We start from the raw sequence: 16,370 nt of genomic DNA, 5'->3' as shown, positions 1-16,370 counted from the left end.
CCGGGAACCAGCGCGATCAAGTCCTTGATCGCAAAAGAGTCTTGCACGCGATGGACATCGCGCTGCTGGATGCCGGAACAAGTCCGGCATGACGGGAAAGCATGCATCGGCTTGCAACGAAGACCTTTGCCATCAAACTGAGGTTGTCCGACGACATCATCCGACAACCTTTTCCTCGCGAGGCAATCAGCAACCCTTTGGTACTACTCGCGGCTCCTGCGCCGCCGCCGCCCGCCGCCTTCGCCGCCGGCATCGTCGGCAAGGGCCTTGGGCTCGGGCAGCGTCACCACCGTCGAGAGATGAGGGAAGGCGTCGACCTTGTTCGGCAAGGCCATGGCATCGACGAACAATTGCTGGAAATGGGGCTCCAGCGCCGTTTCGATCTTCTCGATCCGGCGGACCGTTTCCTCGATCTCGCGCCGGTGGTCGCGGTTGAGAAGCGCCATCAGGGCGCCGGTTCCGGCGGCATTGCCGACCGCCTTGACCTCGGCGAGATCGCAATCCGGAATGAGACCAAGCACCATCGCGTATTTCGGATCGATGAAGGAGCCAAAGGCACCGGCGAAACGGATGGTGTCGACCGTCTCTACTTCCTGCTTTTCCATCAGCAGCTTGATGCCGGCATAGAGCGCCGCCTTGGCAAGCTGGATGGCGCGCACGTCGTTCTGCGTCACGCTGATCTTCTGCGCGCCATCATGCAGCAGGTAGGAGAAGGTGCGCCCATTCGGCAGGATACGCGGACTGCGGGCGGCAAGAGAACCGTCCACCACGCCATCGGCGGAGATGACGCCGGAGAGATACATTTCCGCGACGACCTCAATGATGGCCGAGCCGCAGATGCCGGTGATCCCGACCTTTTCGGCCCCCTCGGCAAAGCCCGGCTCGTCCGACCATTGCTCGACACCGATGACCTTAAAGCGGGGTTCAAGCGTAGCCGGATCGATGCGGACGCGCTCGATGGCGCCGGGGGCCGCGCGCTGGCCGCAGGAAATTTCCGCGCCTTCGAAAGCGGGACCGGTGGGCGAGGAGGCGGCGACGACGCGATTGCTGTTGCCGAGGACGATCTCGGCATTGGTGCCGACATCGACGAGCAGCATCATGCGATCCTGCCGATGCGGACCCTCGGCAAGCGTCGCACCTGCCGCGTCAGCGCCGACATGGCCCGCAATGCAGGGCAGGAGATAGGTGCGGGCACCCGGATTGAGGGCAAGCTCGATGTCCTTCGCCTCGCAGGAGACCGCGCCGGAGACGGCGAGCGCAAAGGGCGCCTGGCCAAGTTCGGTCGGATCGATGCCGAGGAAGAGGTGGTGCATGATCGGGTTGGCGACGAAGACGCTGTCGAGGATGTCGGTGCGCGACACACCACCTTCGGCGCAGACCTTGTCGGTGAGTTCGTTGATCGCCTGACGCACGGCCTTGGTCATGGCCTCGCGTCCATCCGGGTTCATCATCACATAGGAGACGCGGCTCATCAGATCCTCGCCGAAGCGGATCTGCGGGTTGGATGCGCCCGAAGATGCGACGATGCGGCCTGACAGCAGCGACACCAGATGTATGGCGATGGTGGTCGAGCCGATGTCGCAGGCGAGGCCATAGGCCTCGTTGTGCAGGCCGGGCCAGAGCGCGATGACGGTCGGACGCGAAGTCGGGCTGTCCCGGTGGATTGCGGCGGTCACCGCCCAGTTGCCCTTGCGCAGGATCTTCTGGATCTCGGGAAGCAGATAAGGCGCGACCTGCAGATCGGAATGGCCCCAGTCCTTTTCCAGCATGACCTTGAGCCGATCGAGATCGCCGAGCGGCTTGTGCATGTCGGGTTCATCGACCTCGACATAGCAGAGGTGGACGGCCGGGTTGCGTTCGATCACGCGGTCGGTCGCGGCCTTGCGGACCACCTGCGCGTTGACGACCGTATCCTGCGGCACATCGACCACGAGGTCGCCCTGGATGGTGGCCGAGCAGGAGAGGCGGCGGCCCTCGGGGAGACCCCGGACGCGGTCGTAGCGCTCCTCCTTCGGCCCGATCGGCGAAATGTGCGCGTTGGAGGACACGATGCCGTGCTTGGCGAAATTGCCCTCCTGCACCTCGATCTGACAGCGGCCGCAGGTGGCACGGCCACCGCAGACGCTCTCGACATAGACGCCGAGCGAGCGTGCCGCGTCGAGAACGGGCGTTCCAACGGGGAAACGGCCGCGCTTGCCGGACGGCATGAAGAGGACGAGGTGATCTTTGGAGGCTTCGGTCATGTCTATCTTTCCAGCGTCGTCAAGGAACGCGATCCAGATTGTTGCTGTGTTCCGTTCCCGCTTGCCGAGAACCAAAGATCACCCGAAGGCGATGCCTGCGGGTGATCTTATCGGATATGGCTCAGGTAAAGGCCTACCATTACTCGCTGGCAGCACCGCCACCCACGCGGGCGGCGCGGCCGCCGCGGCGACCACCGCCGCCCGAGGCGGCGACCGGGGCCGCGGCGGGAGCCGCATGGCCGCCTTCGGCCGGCTTGTAGTCACGGTAGGTCTTGATCCAGTTGTAGCAATTCTCATCGGTGCCGTTCAGGACGTTGGCAGCGCGGACCATTTCCATCTCCTGCGGGCGGCAGGGGTTCATGATCGCGCTCGTCATGCCGGCGCCGATGACCATCGGGATGAAGGCCGAGTTGATGCCGTGGCGATGCGGCAGGCCGAAGGAGATATTGGACAGGCCGCAGGTGGTGTTGACCTTCAGTTCATCGCGCAGGCGGCGCAGCAGGGCAAAGACCTGAAGGCCGGCCGAACCGACGGCGCCGATCGGCATGACCAGCGGGTCGACGACGATGTCATGCGGCTTGATGCCGTAATCGGCGGCGCGCTCGACGATCTTCTTTGCGACAGCGAAGCGAACGTCAGGGTCCTGCGAAATGCCGGTCTCGTCATTGGAGATCGCAACGACCGGCACGTCGTATTTCTTGCAGAGCGGCAGGATGGCTTCGAGCTTTTCCTCCTCGCCGGTGACGGAATTGATGAGCGGCCGGCCCTTGGCGACCTTGAGCGCGGCCTCGATGGCAGCGGTCACGGAACTGTCGATCGAAAGCGGCACGTCGACGAGGCCCTGGACGATTTCCATGGTCTTGACGAGGAGCGGCGGCTCGGTCTCGTTCGGGTTGACGGCGGTGACGCCCGCGTTGACGTCGAGCATGGTGGCGCCGGCGGCGACCTGTTCCAGCGCATCCTTGATGACGGTGTCGAAATTGCCCTCGATCATCTCCGCGGCAAGCTTCTTGCGGCCGGTCGGATTGATGCGCTCACCGATGACGCAGAAGGGCTGGTCGAAGCCGATGATGATTTCTCGGGTTGCGGATGCAACGATGGTGCGGGTCATTTCGGTCCTCCGGTCGGGCGCGCGTCACTGAGGTCTAGCGTGCCGGTAAATGGGTTACAAGGTCGGCGGCGGGGCGTGGCCGAACGCCGCGCTCAATGGCTATGGTGAGGGGGATGATGGGCCGCCTTTTCTGCGAGCTGCTGCTGGTCTTCAAGCCTTTCCTCGCGGATTGCCTCCAGGCGCTCGGCGACAAGCGCATCAACGGGGCTCGCTTCGCGCTTCCACGGCTTGCGGCCCTTCAGAACGCCCGATTCATGCACGATCTCGGCGACATATTCCTCCTGGCGATAGGCCATGACATGGACGCCGGAAATGCCCTCGATCTCCTTCACCTCGTTGATGATGTCGATGCAGAGCTGCTTGCCTTCCTTCTTCTGGTCCTCCGCACCTTCCAGACGCTTGATGACGGCGTCGGGAATATGGATGCCGGGGACATTGGAGCGGATCCACTTGGCCGTCTTGGCCGAGGCAAGCGGACCGACGCCGACGAGGATGAAGCATTTCTCATGCAAGCCGAGATCGCGGACCTTCTTCATGTATTCGCGGAACATCGGCACGTCGAAGCAGTACTGGCTCTGCACGAACTGTGCGCCGGCCTCGATCTTCTTCGCGAGGCGGTATGGCCGGAAATCGTAAGGCGGTGCGAACGGATTGATGGCGGCGCCGAGGAAGACCTGCGGCGGTGCGGTAAGCTTGCGGCCGGAGAGGAACTTCGACTGGTCGCGCATGGTGCGCACGGTTTCGAGCAGCGACATGCAGTCGAGATCGAAGACGGGCTTGGCGCCGGGCTGGTCGCCGGCCTGCACGCCGTCGCCGGTCAGGCACATGATGTTCTGCACGCCCATGGCAGACGCGCCGAGAACGTCGCCCTGGATAGCGATGCGGTTCTTGTCGCGGCAGGCGATCTGCATGATCGGGGCATAGCCCATGCGCGTCAGCAGGGCGCAGATGCCGACCGAGGACATGTGGCAGTTGGCGCCGGAGGCGTCCACCGCGTTGATACCGTCGACCCAGCCGTCGAACACGGCCGCGCGCTCGTAGACATCCTGCGGATTGGCGCTGTCGGGCGGGTTGAGTTCGGCGGTAACGGCGAATTCGCCGCGGCGCAGGACCCGTTCGAGACGACCGCGGGAGGAGTGACCGGGAAGCGGATCGAGCGGCGCGCCGGGATCATGCGGGTTGATATCGGGGCTCATGCCTTTGCATCCTTCGAAAGAGCTTCGCGGGTTTCGGCGGCCTCGGCGGTGACGCGCAGCCATGACGATGTCTCGCGCAGCGACTGGTTCACCGGTTTTTGCACCTTCATGATCGCGTCTCCATGCACCATGTTGCGCGATCCGGCCCAGGCCTGAACCCAGACGCAGGGCATGTCAGGCTCGACCTCGCAATTGCCGTTGGCGCGCACGCCGCCGCAGGGGCCGTTCCTGAGCTGCTTCGGGCAGTTCATGGGACAGGACATGCCCGTCGAAGACAGGACGCACTGGCCGCACATGCGACAGTCGAACAGCAGGCCCTTGACGTTGCGCTCGACAAAGGTCACCGGCCGCTCGACACGGGCATAACCGAGCTTCTTCCAGAGCGGGCGGAGAAAGAGAAAGGCATTGGCGAAACGCGCGTAAAACCATTCGAGGAAACGCGAGTGACGCACCGACCAGAGGCGGATGGTGTAGGAACGGCGGGCGCGGCGGTTCGGCGACACACCTGCCGGCGTATAGGCGCCGGAAGCGGCCTTGGCGGCGGGGGCGGCATTGCCCTTGAGCGGCTTCACCTCAGCCATTGTCGCGCCCTCCGGCATGCACGAGAGCCACGAGACGGGCCTTGTCGTAGGCTGCCTCCAGCTCGGCCGCAGCCTTTTCCGCTTCCGCTTCGAGATCGTCGCCGACCGGGGTCGGATCGCCCTTGCGCCATTCGGCGAGATAATCGTCGGTTTCGGCAGCGCCAGTGCGCATGGCGCACATGTCGATCGCCTCGGTAAACCGCAGGGACAACTCCCGTTTCGCCGTTTTCCTGCCCTGCTTGACGATGACCTGGGCGGGTATGTCCCGCCAGTAGACAACGATCCTGTCGGCCATGTCTTCACTCCCCTTTTTCGTCAGAATGCACGTGGCTCAGGCAAGGGACTGCGCTTTTGACGACGTCGCATATGGCAAAAAGCGACGCCGCATCGAATTACCACACGCCGCGTGCAAGACCGTGACGCAGCCAGTCCCATATGGCGGGCGGAAAGCGCAGTGCCGAAGGACCGCCGGGCTGATACGGGGCAAGCCGCCCTGACAGCGCATCTTCGACGGCGCGTCGGGTAATGTCGAGCGAAGCAATTGTCAGGACGAGAGGGTAAGTCGAGATGAAATCGCCCTTTTGCGGCGAAGTCCGGACTTCATAAAGCGTGCCGCCGGTGTCGGTTCCGGCATCGACCAGATGGACAGTCGCACCGAAATTTCCCCGGTCTCCTTCCACCAGCGACCAGTAGCCGCCCATCTGGCCGCGATAGGCTGGATTGATGCCGGCATGCAGGTTGAGAACCGGGCAGGGCATGGCGGCGAGAACCGCCGGTGACATCAGCCTCGTGCTGACCAGGAGGATGGCTTTGGGCTGGAGCGCCTGCACCAGTGCAACGCAGCTCTCGTCATTGATCGAGGAAACCTCGTGCTGGGGAATGGCCGAAGAAAACTCGCCGCTGTAGCCGCTCGATGCGACGAGGTCCGAGGTGCGTCTTGCAGCCAACCGGCGGAGAAGCCGCGCGGCAATCATCGTCGCAAGCTGACCGAGTGCATTCGGCCAGCCCAGGCGGCGGGCGCGACGCCGGGTGATGCCCCATTTCGATTCCGATGCCTCGATCACCACCTGCAGGCCGGGAAACCGGGTGGCGAGCGCGTTCGCGACAATGGCCGGGTTCGTGCCTCCGGCCGTGAGAAGAAGAACGGTCGGCGAGCGTTCGGTCACTTCGACGCCTCCAAAAGATGAGATGACGCGACGAACGCTTCCGCAATGCCTGCCATTGTCCGCTCCCCCCGCTTTATCGTTCTTTCAGCACATGCCGTTATCGCAGGACCATCCGGTACTTTTGCATGACATGTTTCCGCCGCCGTCATCCGGGAGCTGTCTCCCGGCGATGCGCAGGCGCCCTGTTTAGCGCCGATCGCTGAAAGTCCGGTTAATCACCGTATCGGGGGAAGGCAAACCGCCTTGCATTTGTCCAAAGCCGGTGCCATGGACGCGGATCAGTCATATTGTTCCATCGGGAAGGGTTCTCATGTCGGCAAGGCAGATTTCCACGGCTGTCGTTTTCGGTTTCGCACTCATCGCACTCGGCGGATGCGGCAACACCATTCGCGGCGTCGGTAAGGACGTCGGAGGCGTGGTCGATGCAACGAAGGACGCCGGACGCAGCGTCGCGAATTCCGTGAAGTAACCTTAGGGAAGGGGCGAGCTCTTCCGCCTCTCCCTCAGAGGACCGACAGTTCCTTCTGCAGGTCGCCATAACCGGTGAAGCGGTATTCATAGGCGAGGCCGAGATAATCGGCCGCGGACCGGGCCTTTTCCTGCAGCGCCGCATCCTCTTCCTGCGAGAGATAGACAAGCTTGGTGTAGTTGCCGAAATACATGTCCTTCAGTTCCGGATGGCGGTCCAGCCCCAGCGGCTGGATGACGAAGGCTTCGAACTGGCGGGCGAGGAAATCGGTGAGGAAAAAGGCCGTCACATCGTCTTCCCAGCGGGCGGCAAAGGCCTCGTTGCCGGCAAAGAACGAATAACAGTGCGGTCCGGAAAGGCGCTCGACGCCGAGACGTTCGCATACCTTGTCGAGAAGACCGCCGGTGCCGCAATCGGCATAGGCGACAAAGATCCTTTCCGCGCCGTTCTCGCGGGCCTGGACGATGGCGTCCTCCACGCCGGGTGCGATCTTCTCCGGCGTCGCATGCCAGATCGCGGGCAGACAGGAAAGCTCCAGATGGGCGAGCTGGCCAAGGCGTGAAACAGCAAGAATCTCCCGGGCGATTGCGCCACAGGCGATGACGTGAACCTTTTTCGCCTTGCCGCGTTTCACGCTGGTATCCGATGCAATTGTTCCATCACCATTTTTCATGGAGCTTCCGATCATGACCTTCAAGACACTGACCACCGCCGCCGTCCTCATCGTTTCAGGCCTCGCCCTTGCCGGCTGTGGCAATACCATCCGTGGGATGGGCAAGGACACCGCCAATGCCGTCAACGCGACCCAGGCTGCCGGCCAGGATGTCGAAAGGGCAGCCCAGTAAGGCAGTCCGCACGCTTATATAGGGCGGCGTGCGCCACAGCGGCAACGGCAGGAACGCCCACGCTGCCCTGTTATTTCCCTGGCTCGGGGCCAGTCTGGCGCCTGCCGCCAATCAAAAAGCGCCGGCCGCAATGCAGCCGGCGCTTTTCCATGTCGGGACCTGACGCCCGAGGGCGTCTCAGACGCGGGCGCCGAGGCTGTTGTGCTTGCGGGAAATGAGCTCTTTCGCCGTTTCGACCGCAATCGCGGCGTCACGGCAATAGGCGTCGGCGCCGACAGCCTTGCCGAACTCCTCGTTGAGCGGCGCGCCGCCGACCAATACGATGTAGTCGTCGCGCATGCCCTTCTCCTTGAGCGTGTCGATCACGACTTTCATGTAGGGCATGGTCGTGGTGAGCAACGCCGACATGCCGAGGATATCCGGCTTCTCGCGCTCGATGGCTTCCAGATAGTTTTCGACAGGATTGTTGATGCCGAGGTCGACGACGTCGAAGCCGGCGCCTTCCATCATCATGCCCACGAGGTTCTTGCCGATATCGTGGATGTCGCCCTTGACGGTGCCGATCACCATCTTGCCCTGTTTCGGCGCGCCGGTGGCGGCCAGAAGCGGACGGAGGATGGCCATGCCGGCCTTCATCGCATTGGCGGACAGAAGCACTTCCGGAACGAAAAGGATACCGTCGCGGAAGTCGATGCCGACGATGCGCATGCCTTCGACCAGCGCCTGGGTGAGAACGTCGTAGGGTGCCCAGCCCCGATCCAGCAGGATACGGGTCGCTTCCTCGATCTCCTCCTTGAGGCCATCATAGAGGTCGTCGTGCATCTGCTGCACGAGTTCTTCGTCGGAGAGTTCCGAAAGAATGATTTCGTCGTCGGACATGATGGTGCTTCCCGCTTGGTTTTTTATCGCGATTCCGATCGCAGCCGGATCAGACTGCCTGAAGGGAAGTTAAACCTCAATATCGCGAAAAACTCTTTTCGAAAGCGACGCGGCCATCCTGAAAAACGACGGGCCCAGACAAGCCTCGATGAAAGCGATGTCTGTCAGACGCAAGCGCTTGGCGCATTAAGGATGGTTTCACATGCGGATTTGAATAGCATAATGAGGGAGTGAGAAGCAGCGCATCAAGCGCGTGAGCGAGGAAACAGACATGGACGACATCACGGCACAATCGGGCGGAGGACGCCGCGCTCGCGGCGAGGGACGCGGGGCTGCCGCCCGCAGGGCATCGCGCAGCGGAGGCGGCGCCGGTCCGGCCATGCCTTACATCACGCGCAAGATCGCGCCTTATGAAGTGCTCGACGAGGAAGGCCTGCAGCTCATCGAGCGCAATGCCGACATCGTTCTCGAGGAAATCGGCATCGAGTTTCGCGACGATGCCGAGGCGCTGGAACTCTGGAGACAAGCCGGAGCCGACGTGAAAGGTCAGCGCGTGCATTTTCCCAAGGGGCTCTGCCGCGAACTTCTGAAGACGGCGCCTTCCGTCTTTACACAGCATGCCCGCAATCCGGAACGCAGCGTGCAGATCGGCGGCAAGGCCACCGTGTTTGCGCCAAATTACGGCTCGCCCTTCGTTCGCGACCTCGACGGCAATCGCCGCTATGCGACGCTCGAGGATTTCCGCAATTTCGTGAAGCTCGCCTATATGGCGCCGTCCGTGCACCATTCGGGCGGCACGGTTTGCGAACCGGTGGACATTCCGGTGAACAAGCGTCACCTGGACATGGTCTACAGCCACATCAAGTATTCCGACAAGCCGTTCATGGGCTCGGTCACCGCTCCGGAACGGGCGGAGGATTCGGTTGCGATGTGCAAGATCCTGTTCGGCGACGATTTCGTCGAGAACAATACGGTGCTCGTCAACCTTATCAACGCCAACTCGCCAATGGTCTATGACGAGACCATGCTCGGCGCAGCCAAGGTCTACGCCCGGCACAATCAGGCCTGCGTCATCTCGCCCTTCATCCTCTCCGGCGCCATGAGCCCGGTCACGGTTGCCGGCACGCTGACGCAGATCCTTGCCGAAGTGCTGGCCGGCGCGTCCTTCACCCAGCTTATCCGCCCCGGCGCGCCGGTGCTGTTCGGCACCTTCGCCGCCTCGATCTCGATGCAGTCGGGCGCGCCGACCTTCGGCACGCCGGAGCCGGCGCTGGTTTCCTACGGCGCGGCCCAGCTTGCAAGGCGCATGGGTCTGCCCTTCCGTACCGGCGGTTCGCTCTGCGCATCCAAGGTTCCGGATGCCCAGGCGGCTCACGAAAGCGCCAACACGCTCAACATGACGCTGCTTGCCGGCGCCAACTTCGTGCTGCACGCCGCAGGCTGGCTCGAAGGCGGTCTTGCCGCCTGCTACGAGAAGTTCATGATCGACCAGGACCAGCTCGGCATGATGCAGAAGCTTGCACAGGGCGTCGATCTCTCCGAGAGCGGGCAGGCGATGGACGCGATCCGCGAAGTGGGTCCCGGTGCCCATTATCTCGGCTGCGCACATACGCAGGCGAATTTCCAGACGGCCTTTTACCGTTCGGCGCTCGCCGACAACAACTCGTTCGAGCAATGGGAAGTGGAGGGCCGCAAGCGCATCGAGGACCGCGCCAACGCGCTGTGCCGTTCCTGGCTCGAATCCTATGAGGCTCCGCCGCTCGACCCGGCAATCGACGAGGCATTGCTCGCCTATATCGCCAAGCGCAAGGACTCGATGCCGGACGCCTTCTCCTGAAGGTATCCCGATTCCGCCAGGGAGCAAGGCGGGTCAGTGCTGGTCGCCGACATGATCCAGAAGGAGGTCTGGCGGCCGCATTATAAATACGAGGGGCCGCGATGAGCGGCCCTTCGCCCGTTCTCGCCGATATGGTCCCGGCGCTCGGCCAGCACGGGCTGCATGTGCGGGGCGTTGTGCATTTTCCCGGCGGGCAGGGCGGTCCGGCGCTTTCGGGCGGCGGGCATGCACGAGCCGTGGTGCTGATCGGCAATGTCGGAGGATCGCTCTGGGAAGCATTTTGCAACTGGCGGCAAAGACAGGCGGATCGGGGAGGCGAGCATCCGCTCGATGCCTGGTCGAAGGCGGTTATCGGCGATATCGCCCGACATTTCGGTGCAACGCCCTATTATCCCTCCGATCAGCCATACCAGCCGTTCCAGCAATGGGCGATGCAGGCGGAAGGGCTGAGGGCATCGCCCCTCGGCATTCTGATCCATCCGCAATACGGGCTTTGGCACGGCTATCGCGGCGCGCTGGGCTTTGCCGGGGAGATCGAAGGGGAGGCACGCCCTCCATCGGATCGGGAGATCTGCGAGGCGTGTCCGGACAAGCCGTGTCTTTCGACCTGTCCCGTGACAGCCGTTTTGCGGGATCGTTTCGACGTCGCCGGCTGCCGTAGCCATCTCGTCACGACCGAGGGCAAGGCGGGCTGCATGGCAAGGGGATGCCTCGCGCGCGCCGCTTGCCCGGTCGGATCGCATTATCGCTATCCGGAAGCGCAACTGCGCTTCCACATGGAAGCGCTTCGCCTTCCTTCCGGATAGGCTTTGCCGTCAGGCGGCCTTGAGTGCCGGAGCCTTGCGGCTGACGGTGCGCACGGAGCGCTGGGGAAGCTGGGCGAGAACTTCGTCGGCAAAGGAAACGGCGTTTTCAATCGCCTTGTGCAGGTTCGATACCTCGCGGGAATCGAGCGTATGCAACAACCCACCCTTGTCGAAGATGTCGCGATAGGCGGCACGCTCGGCGAGCGCGGTAGAGAGCGTCGGAATGCCGCGACGACCGAGAAATTCCTTGGCGGCGCCGAGCGCACGGGTGGTGACGGCGGCATTGACGCGCGTCAGCACGACGGAATGGGGAATACGGACTTCGCACGTATCGCTGAGCGCCTTCAGGAGTTCGAGCACTTCGGCGCCGCCCTGGGCGTCCATGGCGCAGCCCTGGACCGGAATCAGCACATGGTCGGCGAGGCCGACGGCCTTGGCCAGCAATGCGTCCTGGCTCGAGGGAAGGTCGATCAGGATGTAGCCGCCGCGCTTCTTCGCCTTGACGGTTGCGGCCTCGATGGTCTCCTCGGTGACCGGGGCTACGGACAGCAGGCCGTTGGCGTTGCCGAGTGCGTGCCAGCGGCTGATCCAGCCGCGCGGGTCGGCATCGAAAACGGTCACGCGATTGCCGCGAGCGGCGAGTTCACTTGCAAGAATGAGTGCGGCCGTGGTTTTTCCGGCACCGCCCTTGGTATTGGCAAACGTAATTACTGGCATGTCTTTTCCTTCATCAAAAAAGGGTCCGAGCCAAGTCATCGCTCTGCGGGGGCTGAGGCGGCGTTGCATGCCGCGTGATGGTCATTCTTGGCAGTTATGGTTAATGAAAGGTAAAGAACGAAAGGCGTTCGTTAACACTCTTCGCTCCGGCCGAGGAACGGAATCTGCCGTTGCCAAAGGGGCGAAGAGAGACGTCCATTCCACCGCGGAAATTTTCATGCCTCTGTTTTTTCTTTGGTTTTCAGTGCTTTTGACCGTCGTATCCGCATCGGCGGCATCTGCCGCCTCTCCCTGCAGGGCGCTCAGCCGCGACGGCGTGCGCTATACGGTCTGCAGCTTCAGGAGCGATTCGAGGTTAAGGATCTACCATTCGGACCCCGCGGGCATGCCGTACGGCAATTTCGATTCTCTCGCGCTCCAGCTCTGGAGAGAGCGGCATTATCCGATCTTCGCCATGAATGGCGGCATGTATCACGACGACCTGTCGCCGGTCGGGCTGTTGGTCGAGAACGGCATCGAGCGACAAGCTATCAGCACGCGGGCGGGATGGGGCAATTTCCACCTCCTGCCGAACGGCGTGTTCTATGTGGCGGGCGGGCGAGCGGGCGTCCTGGAAACGCAGACCTATCTGCGGGAGAAACCGAAAGCCGATTATGCCACCCAGTCCGGCCCGATGCTGGTGATAAACGGCAGGCTTCATCCGCGTTTCCTGCCCGACAGCGACAGCCGCAAGATCCGCAATGGCGTGGGCGTGGACGCCGGGGGCAGGGTGCATTTCGCCATCAGCCGGGACCCCGTCAACTTTCATGGCTTCGCCCTGCTGTTTCGCGACGAACTGGCTTGCGGCAACGCGCTCTACCTTGACGGTACGATTTCGAGCGCACTCATTCCCTCCGAGGGGCGGCGGGACCGATTCTTTCCGCTCGGACCGATCATCGCGGTGATCGGAACCGTTCCGCAGTAAAGCCCCTGCGGAAGGCGCCACGACGGCGCGGCAGGGGAGGCGCAATGCTTTTCTACAAATTCAATCGACAATAGGCCGGGCTTTCTTAGCGAAGCTTTCGCGCTGCGGCATAATCCTGCGGTATTCCAACGGGAAGGCCAGATGATGAAGGTTCCGGATAGCATCAGGACTGAAACGACACTCGTTGTTCCGGGGCTGAACGGCTCCGGCGGCGGCCACTGGCAGTGGCATTGGGTGCATGACCGGCGCGGCGCCGTCATCGTCGAGCAGGACAGCTGGACCTGCCCCGATCTGACGAGCTGGCAAAAGCGCCTCGGCGAAGTGCTGTCACAGCATGACGATGTCTGGATCGTCGCCCACAGCCTCGGATGTATCCTGACCGCCAACCTTGCCGACAACCCGCTTGCCTCCCGCGTGAGGGGCGCCCTGCTGGTCGCCCCGTGCGATCTCGTCGAGGTGGAGCGGCTTCACCCCTGCGTCGTGAACTTCGGCGAGATGCCGCAGCGGCGACTGCCTTTTCCGAGCCTCGTGGTCGGCAGTCTCGACGATCCCTACATGGATTTCGCCACCACCCGGAAAATGGCGCGGCTGTGGGGCAGCGGCCTCGTCGATATCGGTTATGCGGGGCATATCAATATCCGCAGCGGCTACGGCCGCTGGCCGACCGGTTACGAACTTCTCGATCTCCTGAAAGGCGAGAACACCCCGTCGCCGGATCGCTCGCCGGCAGGAAGGAAGCCCGCCGCGCTTAGCGCCAGTTTCTGAAGAGGGATGCGGTTGAACATTTCCGCTTCCCGGCGGTTATTCCGCGCAAAGGGAGCAAAGCGGATCATCTTTCTCCCGGATTGCCGCAATATAGAATACAAATTTTGTAGAAAATATTGACCATGTGGAATTTGCCTGCGAAACTGTTAACCAAGCTCAATGTCGAGTGAGTTCAAGGAGGATCCCGCAATGCCATACGGTATCGAACTCTTCTCCTTCGACCTGTTCGGCCTTTCCCGCAGGGGGGCTGCGATCGCACCGTCCTCGGCAGAAGACGACAGGGTCAAGACGACATCCGAGACCCGTCGGGAAAGCCCGGCCGACGACGATGCCGATCTGGATCGCCCGGCCCGTCACGAAATCTTCTTCTGGGGCCTTTTCCCGGTTCTTTGATCTGGAGACCAGCATGGCTTACGTACAAACGCAATCCAGGCGTTCGCGCTGCGTTGACTCGCGCCGGTTCCCGGCAACCTGGAGCAACATGTGCGGCGTTGCAGCCGTTATCGGTTCCGTCGCCTTCGTGGCGTTGCTGACGGTTGCGCTCTAAACACTGGTTCAAGGGGCGGTGTTTTCAGACCGCCCTTGACCGAAGTCTTCCTGTTTCGCTGCGGGCCGGCGGCTGACAAAGCGTGAAAAATGTCCGAAGCGATATCGGCTTTCAGAGCGAAAGAACGCCGTCCTCGACGTCGCTGCCTTTGCGGCTCACGAATTGTTCAAGCGTCATGTTGTCGAGGATGGAGGCGATCGCATCGCGCACTTCGGTCATCGACAGACGTACCTGGCAGCCGATGGGATCGGAACAGTCGTCACAGGCTTCAAAGGCCGTGCGGCTGGCACAGCGGATGGGCGCAAGCGGACCGTCCAGGGCCCGGATGACCTGACCGATCATGATCTCGTTCGCCGGCTTGGACAGGGAGTAGCCACCGTTCGGTCCCTTCTTGGAGCGCAGCATGCCATTGTTTCGCAATTCCAGAAGAATGGTGTCGAGAAACTTCTTCGGAATGTTGTTACGGGTGGCGATCTCGGTCACGAAGGCCGTTTCGCCGGGCGCCAACTGGGCAAGGTCGACCAGTGCCTTCAGCCCGTACTTGCCTTTTTTGGTGAGCATAGCGGAAATCCATGAAACCGAGATGGAAAATACCACCACCTGGCGAATTGAAACAGATAAAGCAGATAGTTTTAATCGAATATTCTTGCAAGCCTGCCGACGGTGACAAATTGTTTCAAGCCGTTGTACTGGCGCGTGCTTCTGGCTATCGAAGAGCGCCTCCCAACGCTCAAAAGCGTGATAATTCGCCTTCATCATCAGGCGCTGATGGGTGCATGCCTAGGGCCACTCATCCACGAAGTCGTCCAGATCACGGTCCGTACGCCGATAGAGCCAATGCGTGCCGTCCCAGCGTCGCCATGTCTGCCCGACTATGGAGGTGCGCCGCCCGTCGACAGTCTTGCGGGGCCAAAAGGGAGCAGGGCATTTGTGCCAGATGAATTGGTCCGCGGTCGGTTTCGAACCAAACAGGACGGACCAGGGAAAACGGTAAAGAACACCTGCGCGGCGCGCGACACGCCCGAGTTTGGTATGAATGCCCAAGACTGCCGCCCTACCAGGAGGATCATCGATGTATCTCGATAATCCAGCGGTTCCGGTCACGTCAAGAATCGTATTAGAAAACCCTCAAAAATTGGGGGGGGACGTCTAGAAATGGTGAGCGCGCAGGGATTCGAACCCTGGACCTACTGATTAAAAGTCAGTTGCTCTACCGGCTGAGCTACGCGCTCCCAGTCAGGGTTTTCAAGGCCCCCGCGGAAGTGGGCGGAACATATGCAGGTGACCTCGCCGGGTCAACCCGAAAAATTGCGCTCTCACGCGCTAAAATGCATGATTGTCGCAGCGAACGCAAAGGTGATTGGCAAGCGGTGCGGAGCGGCGTTAGGAAGGGCGGAAACAGCCCGCAGCGGAGCCGCCTTTCGTGTCCATAGCCGAGATTTCCTTCGTCAGTGCCTTGCTTGCCGGTGCGCTTTCGTTTCTTTCCCCCTGCGTCCTGCCTCTGGTGCCGCCTTATCTCTGCTACATGGCGGGCATTTCCGTCGACCAGTTCAGGACCGGCGCGACAAGCAAGGGCGATGCGCGGGCGCGGCGAGCGGTCATGCTCTCCGCCTTCATCTTCACGCTCGGCTTCGCGACCGTGTTCGTCGCGCTCGGGGCCGGGGCTTCGACGATCGGTACGATGCTCCGGCAGCATCTCGACCTCCTGTCCAAGATCGGCGGCCTCATCATCATCGTCATGGGCTTGAATTTCCTCGGCCTTTTCCGAATCGGACTGCTGTCGAGCGAAATGCGCTTTTCAGGGGGCGGCAAGCCGGCGACCCTTTCGGGCGCCTATATCATGGGGCTCGCCTTCGCCTTCGGCTGGACACCCTGCATCGGACCGGTGCTGGGGGCGATCCTCGGCGTCGCCGCCTCGCGCGATACGGTTGGCGAAGGGGCCTTGCTGCTTGCCATTTATTCGCTCGGTCTCGCCGTGCCGTTCTGGATCGCGGCCGCCTTTTCCGGCGCCTTCATGCGTTTTCTCTCGCGATTTCGTCGCCATCTCGGCCTCGTCGAAAAGACAATGGGCGCGCTGCTCGTGTTGACGGGCCTCGCCTTCATGTTCGGCTTCGTCTCCAATCTGGCGATCTGGTTCCAGCAGACCTTTCCAATCCTCTCGCAAATCGGCTAAGCCAAAAGATAGAGCATTTCCGGCGAAAACAGTCTCGCCTCCAATGCTCTATCTCTTTGTTTTCACGCAAC

General features: G+C 62.1%; 19 protein-coding genes and 1 tRNA gene. 9 read left to right on the top strand and 11 right to left on the bottom strand.

Annotated features, from left to right (window positions below; translation table 11 throughout):
* Nucleotides 1–203 precede the first annotated feature (203 nt).
* From ACLBKR_RS08650 to ACLBKR_RS08625, 6 genes are all read right to left on the bottom strand, one after another.
* Entirely contained in the window at nucleotides 204–2,243 is a 2,040-nt protein-coding gene (locus ACLBKR_RS08650) for an ASKHA domain-containing protein (RefSeq protein ID WP_414901408.1), read from the bottom strand.
* 139 nt (nucleotides 2,244–2,382) lie between these two features.
* The gene (locus ACLBKR_RS08645; protein ID WP_113457867.1) at nucleotides 2,383–3,354 is read right to left on the bottom strand and encodes a methyltetrahydrofolate cobalamin methyltransferase; all 972 of its coding nucleotides are present in this window, start codon (nucleotides 3,352–3,354) and stop codon (nucleotides 2,383–2,385) included.
* A 92-nt stretch (nucleotides 3,355–3,446) separates the two neighbouring features.
* The gene (locus tag ACLBKR_RS08640) at nucleotides 3,447–4,550 is read right to left on the bottom strand and encodes a methylenetetrahydrofolate reductase (protein ID WP_112831401.1); all 1,104 of its coding nucleotides are present in this window, start codon (nucleotides 4,548–4,550) and stop codon (nucleotides 3,447–3,449) included.
* Entirely contained in the window at nucleotides 4,547–5,131 is a 585-nt protein-coding gene (locus tag ACLBKR_RS08635) for a methylenetetrahydrofolate reductase C-terminal domain-containing protein (RefSeq protein ID WP_414901406.1), read from the bottom strand. Before ACLBKR_RS08635 ends, ACLBKR_RS08640 begins: the two co-directional genes overlap by 4 nt.
* Nucleotides 5,124–5,426, bottom strand: coding sequence for a virulence factor (locus ACLBKR_RS08630; protein ID WP_112831403.1), 303 nt, complete (start codon nucleotides 5,424–5,426; stop codon nucleotides 5,124–5,126). Before ACLBKR_RS08630 ends, ACLBKR_RS08635 begins: the two co-directional genes overlap by 8 nt.
* A gap of 97 nt (nucleotides 5,427–5,523) precedes the next feature.
* The gene (locus ACLBKR_RS08625) at nucleotides 5,524–6,297 is read right to left on the bottom strand and encodes a formyl transferase (RefSeq protein WP_113439011.1); all 774 of its coding nucleotides are present in this window, start codon (nucleotides 6,295–6,297) and stop codon (nucleotides 5,524–5,526) included.
* A 310-nt stretch (nucleotides 6,298–6,607) separates the two neighbouring features.
* Between ACLBKR_RS08625 and ACLBKR_RS08620 the strand changes: the two genes are divergently transcribed.
* Nucleotides 6,608–6,766, top strand: a complete 159-nt coding sequence (locus ACLBKR_RS08620) for an entericidin (RefSeq protein WP_112831405.1) — start codon at nucleotides 6,608–6,610, stop codon at nucleotides 6,764–6,766.
* 34 nt (nucleotides 6,767–6,800) lie between these two features.
* On the opposite strand, the gene ACLBKR_RS08615 is transcribed toward ACLBKR_RS08620, so the two are convergent.
* A complete protein-coding gene (locus ACLBKR_RS08615; protein WP_414901403.1) occupies nucleotides 6,801–7,439 on the bottom strand; it encodes a DUF1638 domain-containing protein in 639 nt (212 codons plus the stop codon).
* A gap of 13 nt (nucleotides 7,440–7,452) precedes the next feature.
* Between ACLBKR_RS08615 and ACLBKR_RS08610 the strand changes: the two genes are divergently transcribed.
* On the top strand, nucleotides 7,453–7,611 hold the full coding sequence (locus tag ACLBKR_RS08610; protein ID WP_414901401.1) for an entericidin: 159 nt from the start codon (nucleotides 7,453–7,455) through the stop codon (nucleotides 7,609–7,611).
* Nucleotides 7,612–7,788: 177 nt separating this feature from the next.
* Here ACLBKR_RS08610 and ACLBKR_RS08605 read toward each other — a convergent pair whose 3' ends face one another.
* Entirely contained in the window at nucleotides 7,789–8,490 is a 702-nt protein-coding gene (locus ACLBKR_RS08605) for a corrinoid protein (RefSeq protein WP_112831406.1), read from the bottom strand.
* Between the two features lie 271 nt (nucleotides 8,491–8,761).
* Between ACLBKR_RS08605 and ACLBKR_RS08600 the strand changes: the two genes are divergently transcribed.
* On the top strand, nucleotides 8,762–10,327 hold the full coding sequence (locus ACLBKR_RS08600) for a trimethylamine methyltransferase family protein (protein WP_112831407.1): 1,566 nt from the start codon (nucleotides 8,762–8,764) through the stop codon (nucleotides 10,325–10,327).
* Nucleotides 10,328–10,428: 101 nt separating this feature from the next.
* Entirely contained in the window at nucleotides 10,429–11,133 is a 705-nt protein-coding gene (locus ACLBKR_RS08595) for a ferredoxin (RefSeq protein ID WP_414901398.1), read from the top strand.
* 9 nt (nucleotides 11,134–11,142) lie between these two features.
* Here the strand turns inward: ACLBKR_RS08595 and ACLBKR_RS08590 are convergent, their stop codons facing one another.
* The gene (locus ACLBKR_RS08590; RefSeq protein ID WP_113443757.1) at nucleotides 11,143–11,850 is read right to left on the bottom strand and encodes a ParA family protein; all 708 of its coding nucleotides are present in this window, start codon (nucleotides 11,848–11,850) and stop codon (nucleotides 11,143–11,145) included.
* 217 nt (nucleotides 11,851–12,067) lie between these two features.
* On the opposite strand from ACLBKR_RS08590, the gene ACLBKR_RS08585 reads away from it, so the two are divergent.
* The 4 genes from ACLBKR_RS08585 to ACLBKR_RS08570 all read left to right on the top strand — a co-directional run bounded on the left by ACLBKR_RS08585 (nucleotide 12,068) and on the right by ACLBKR_RS08570 (nucleotide 14,126).
* The gene (locus tag ACLBKR_RS08585) at nucleotides 12,068–12,814 is read left to right on the top strand and encodes a phosphodiester glycosidase family protein (protein WP_113448569.1); all 747 of its coding nucleotides are present in this window, start codon (nucleotides 12,068–12,070) and stop codon (nucleotides 12,812–12,814) included.
* Nucleotides 12,815–12,955: 141 nt separating this feature from the next.
* Nucleotides 12,956–13,579, top strand: coding sequence for an RBBP9/YdeN family alpha/beta hydrolase (locus ACLBKR_RS08580; protein WP_414901395.1), 624 nt, complete (start codon nucleotides 12,956–12,958; stop codon nucleotides 13,577–13,579).
* A gap of 189 nt (nucleotides 13,580–13,768) precedes the next feature.
* Nucleotides 13,769–13,972 carry a hypothetical protein gene (locus ACLBKR_RS08575; RefSeq protein WP_112831411.1) on the top strand — a complete coding sequence of 68 codons (204 nt, stop codon included), beginning with the start codon at nucleotides 13,769–13,771 and terminating at the stop codon, nucleotides 13,970–13,972.
* Nucleotides 13,973–13,985: 13 nt separating this feature from the next.
* Entirely contained in the window at nucleotides 13,986–14,126 is a 141-nt protein-coding gene (locus tag ACLBKR_RS08570) for a hypothetical protein (protein ID WP_162708384.1), read from the top strand.
* 111 nt (nucleotides 14,127–14,237) lie between these two features.
* Here ACLBKR_RS08570 and ACLBKR_RS08565 read toward each other — a convergent pair whose 3' ends face one another.
* Both ACLBKR_RS08565 and ACLBKR_RS08560 read right to left on the bottom strand, forming a co-directional pair.
* Nucleotides 14,238–14,687 (bottom strand): RrF2 family transcriptional regulator, encoded by a 450-nt coding sequence (locus tag ACLBKR_RS08565; RefSeq protein WP_112831412.1) that lies wholly within the window; start codon nucleotides 14,685–14,687, stop codon nucleotides 14,238–14,240.
* 595 nt (nucleotides 14,688–15,282) lie between these two features.
* Nucleotides 15,283–15,358: transfer RNA gene (locus ACLBKR_RS08560), tRNA-Lys, on the bottom strand.
* Nucleotides 15,359–15,549: 191 nt separating this feature from the next.
* On the opposite strand from ACLBKR_RS08560, the gene ACLBKR_RS08555 reads away from it, so the two are divergent.
* Complete coding sequence (locus tag ACLBKR_RS08555) at nucleotides 15,550–16,299, top strand: cytochrome c biogenesis CcdA family protein (RefSeq protein WP_113438205.1); 750 nt, start codon at nucleotides 15,550–15,552, stop codon at nucleotides 16,297–16,299.
* Nucleotides 16,300–16,370 lie beyond the last annotated feature (71 nt).

Origin of the sequence: Paenirhizobium cremeum, from assembly GCF_047553425.1 — a bacterium.
Lineage (GTDB): Bacteria > Pseudomonadota > Alphaproteobacteria > Rhizobiales > Rhizobiaceae > Allorhizobium > Allorhizobium cremeum.
Note: the sequence above shows the minus strand (reverse complement) of the source record. Positions and strands in the feature narration are given on the sequence as shown.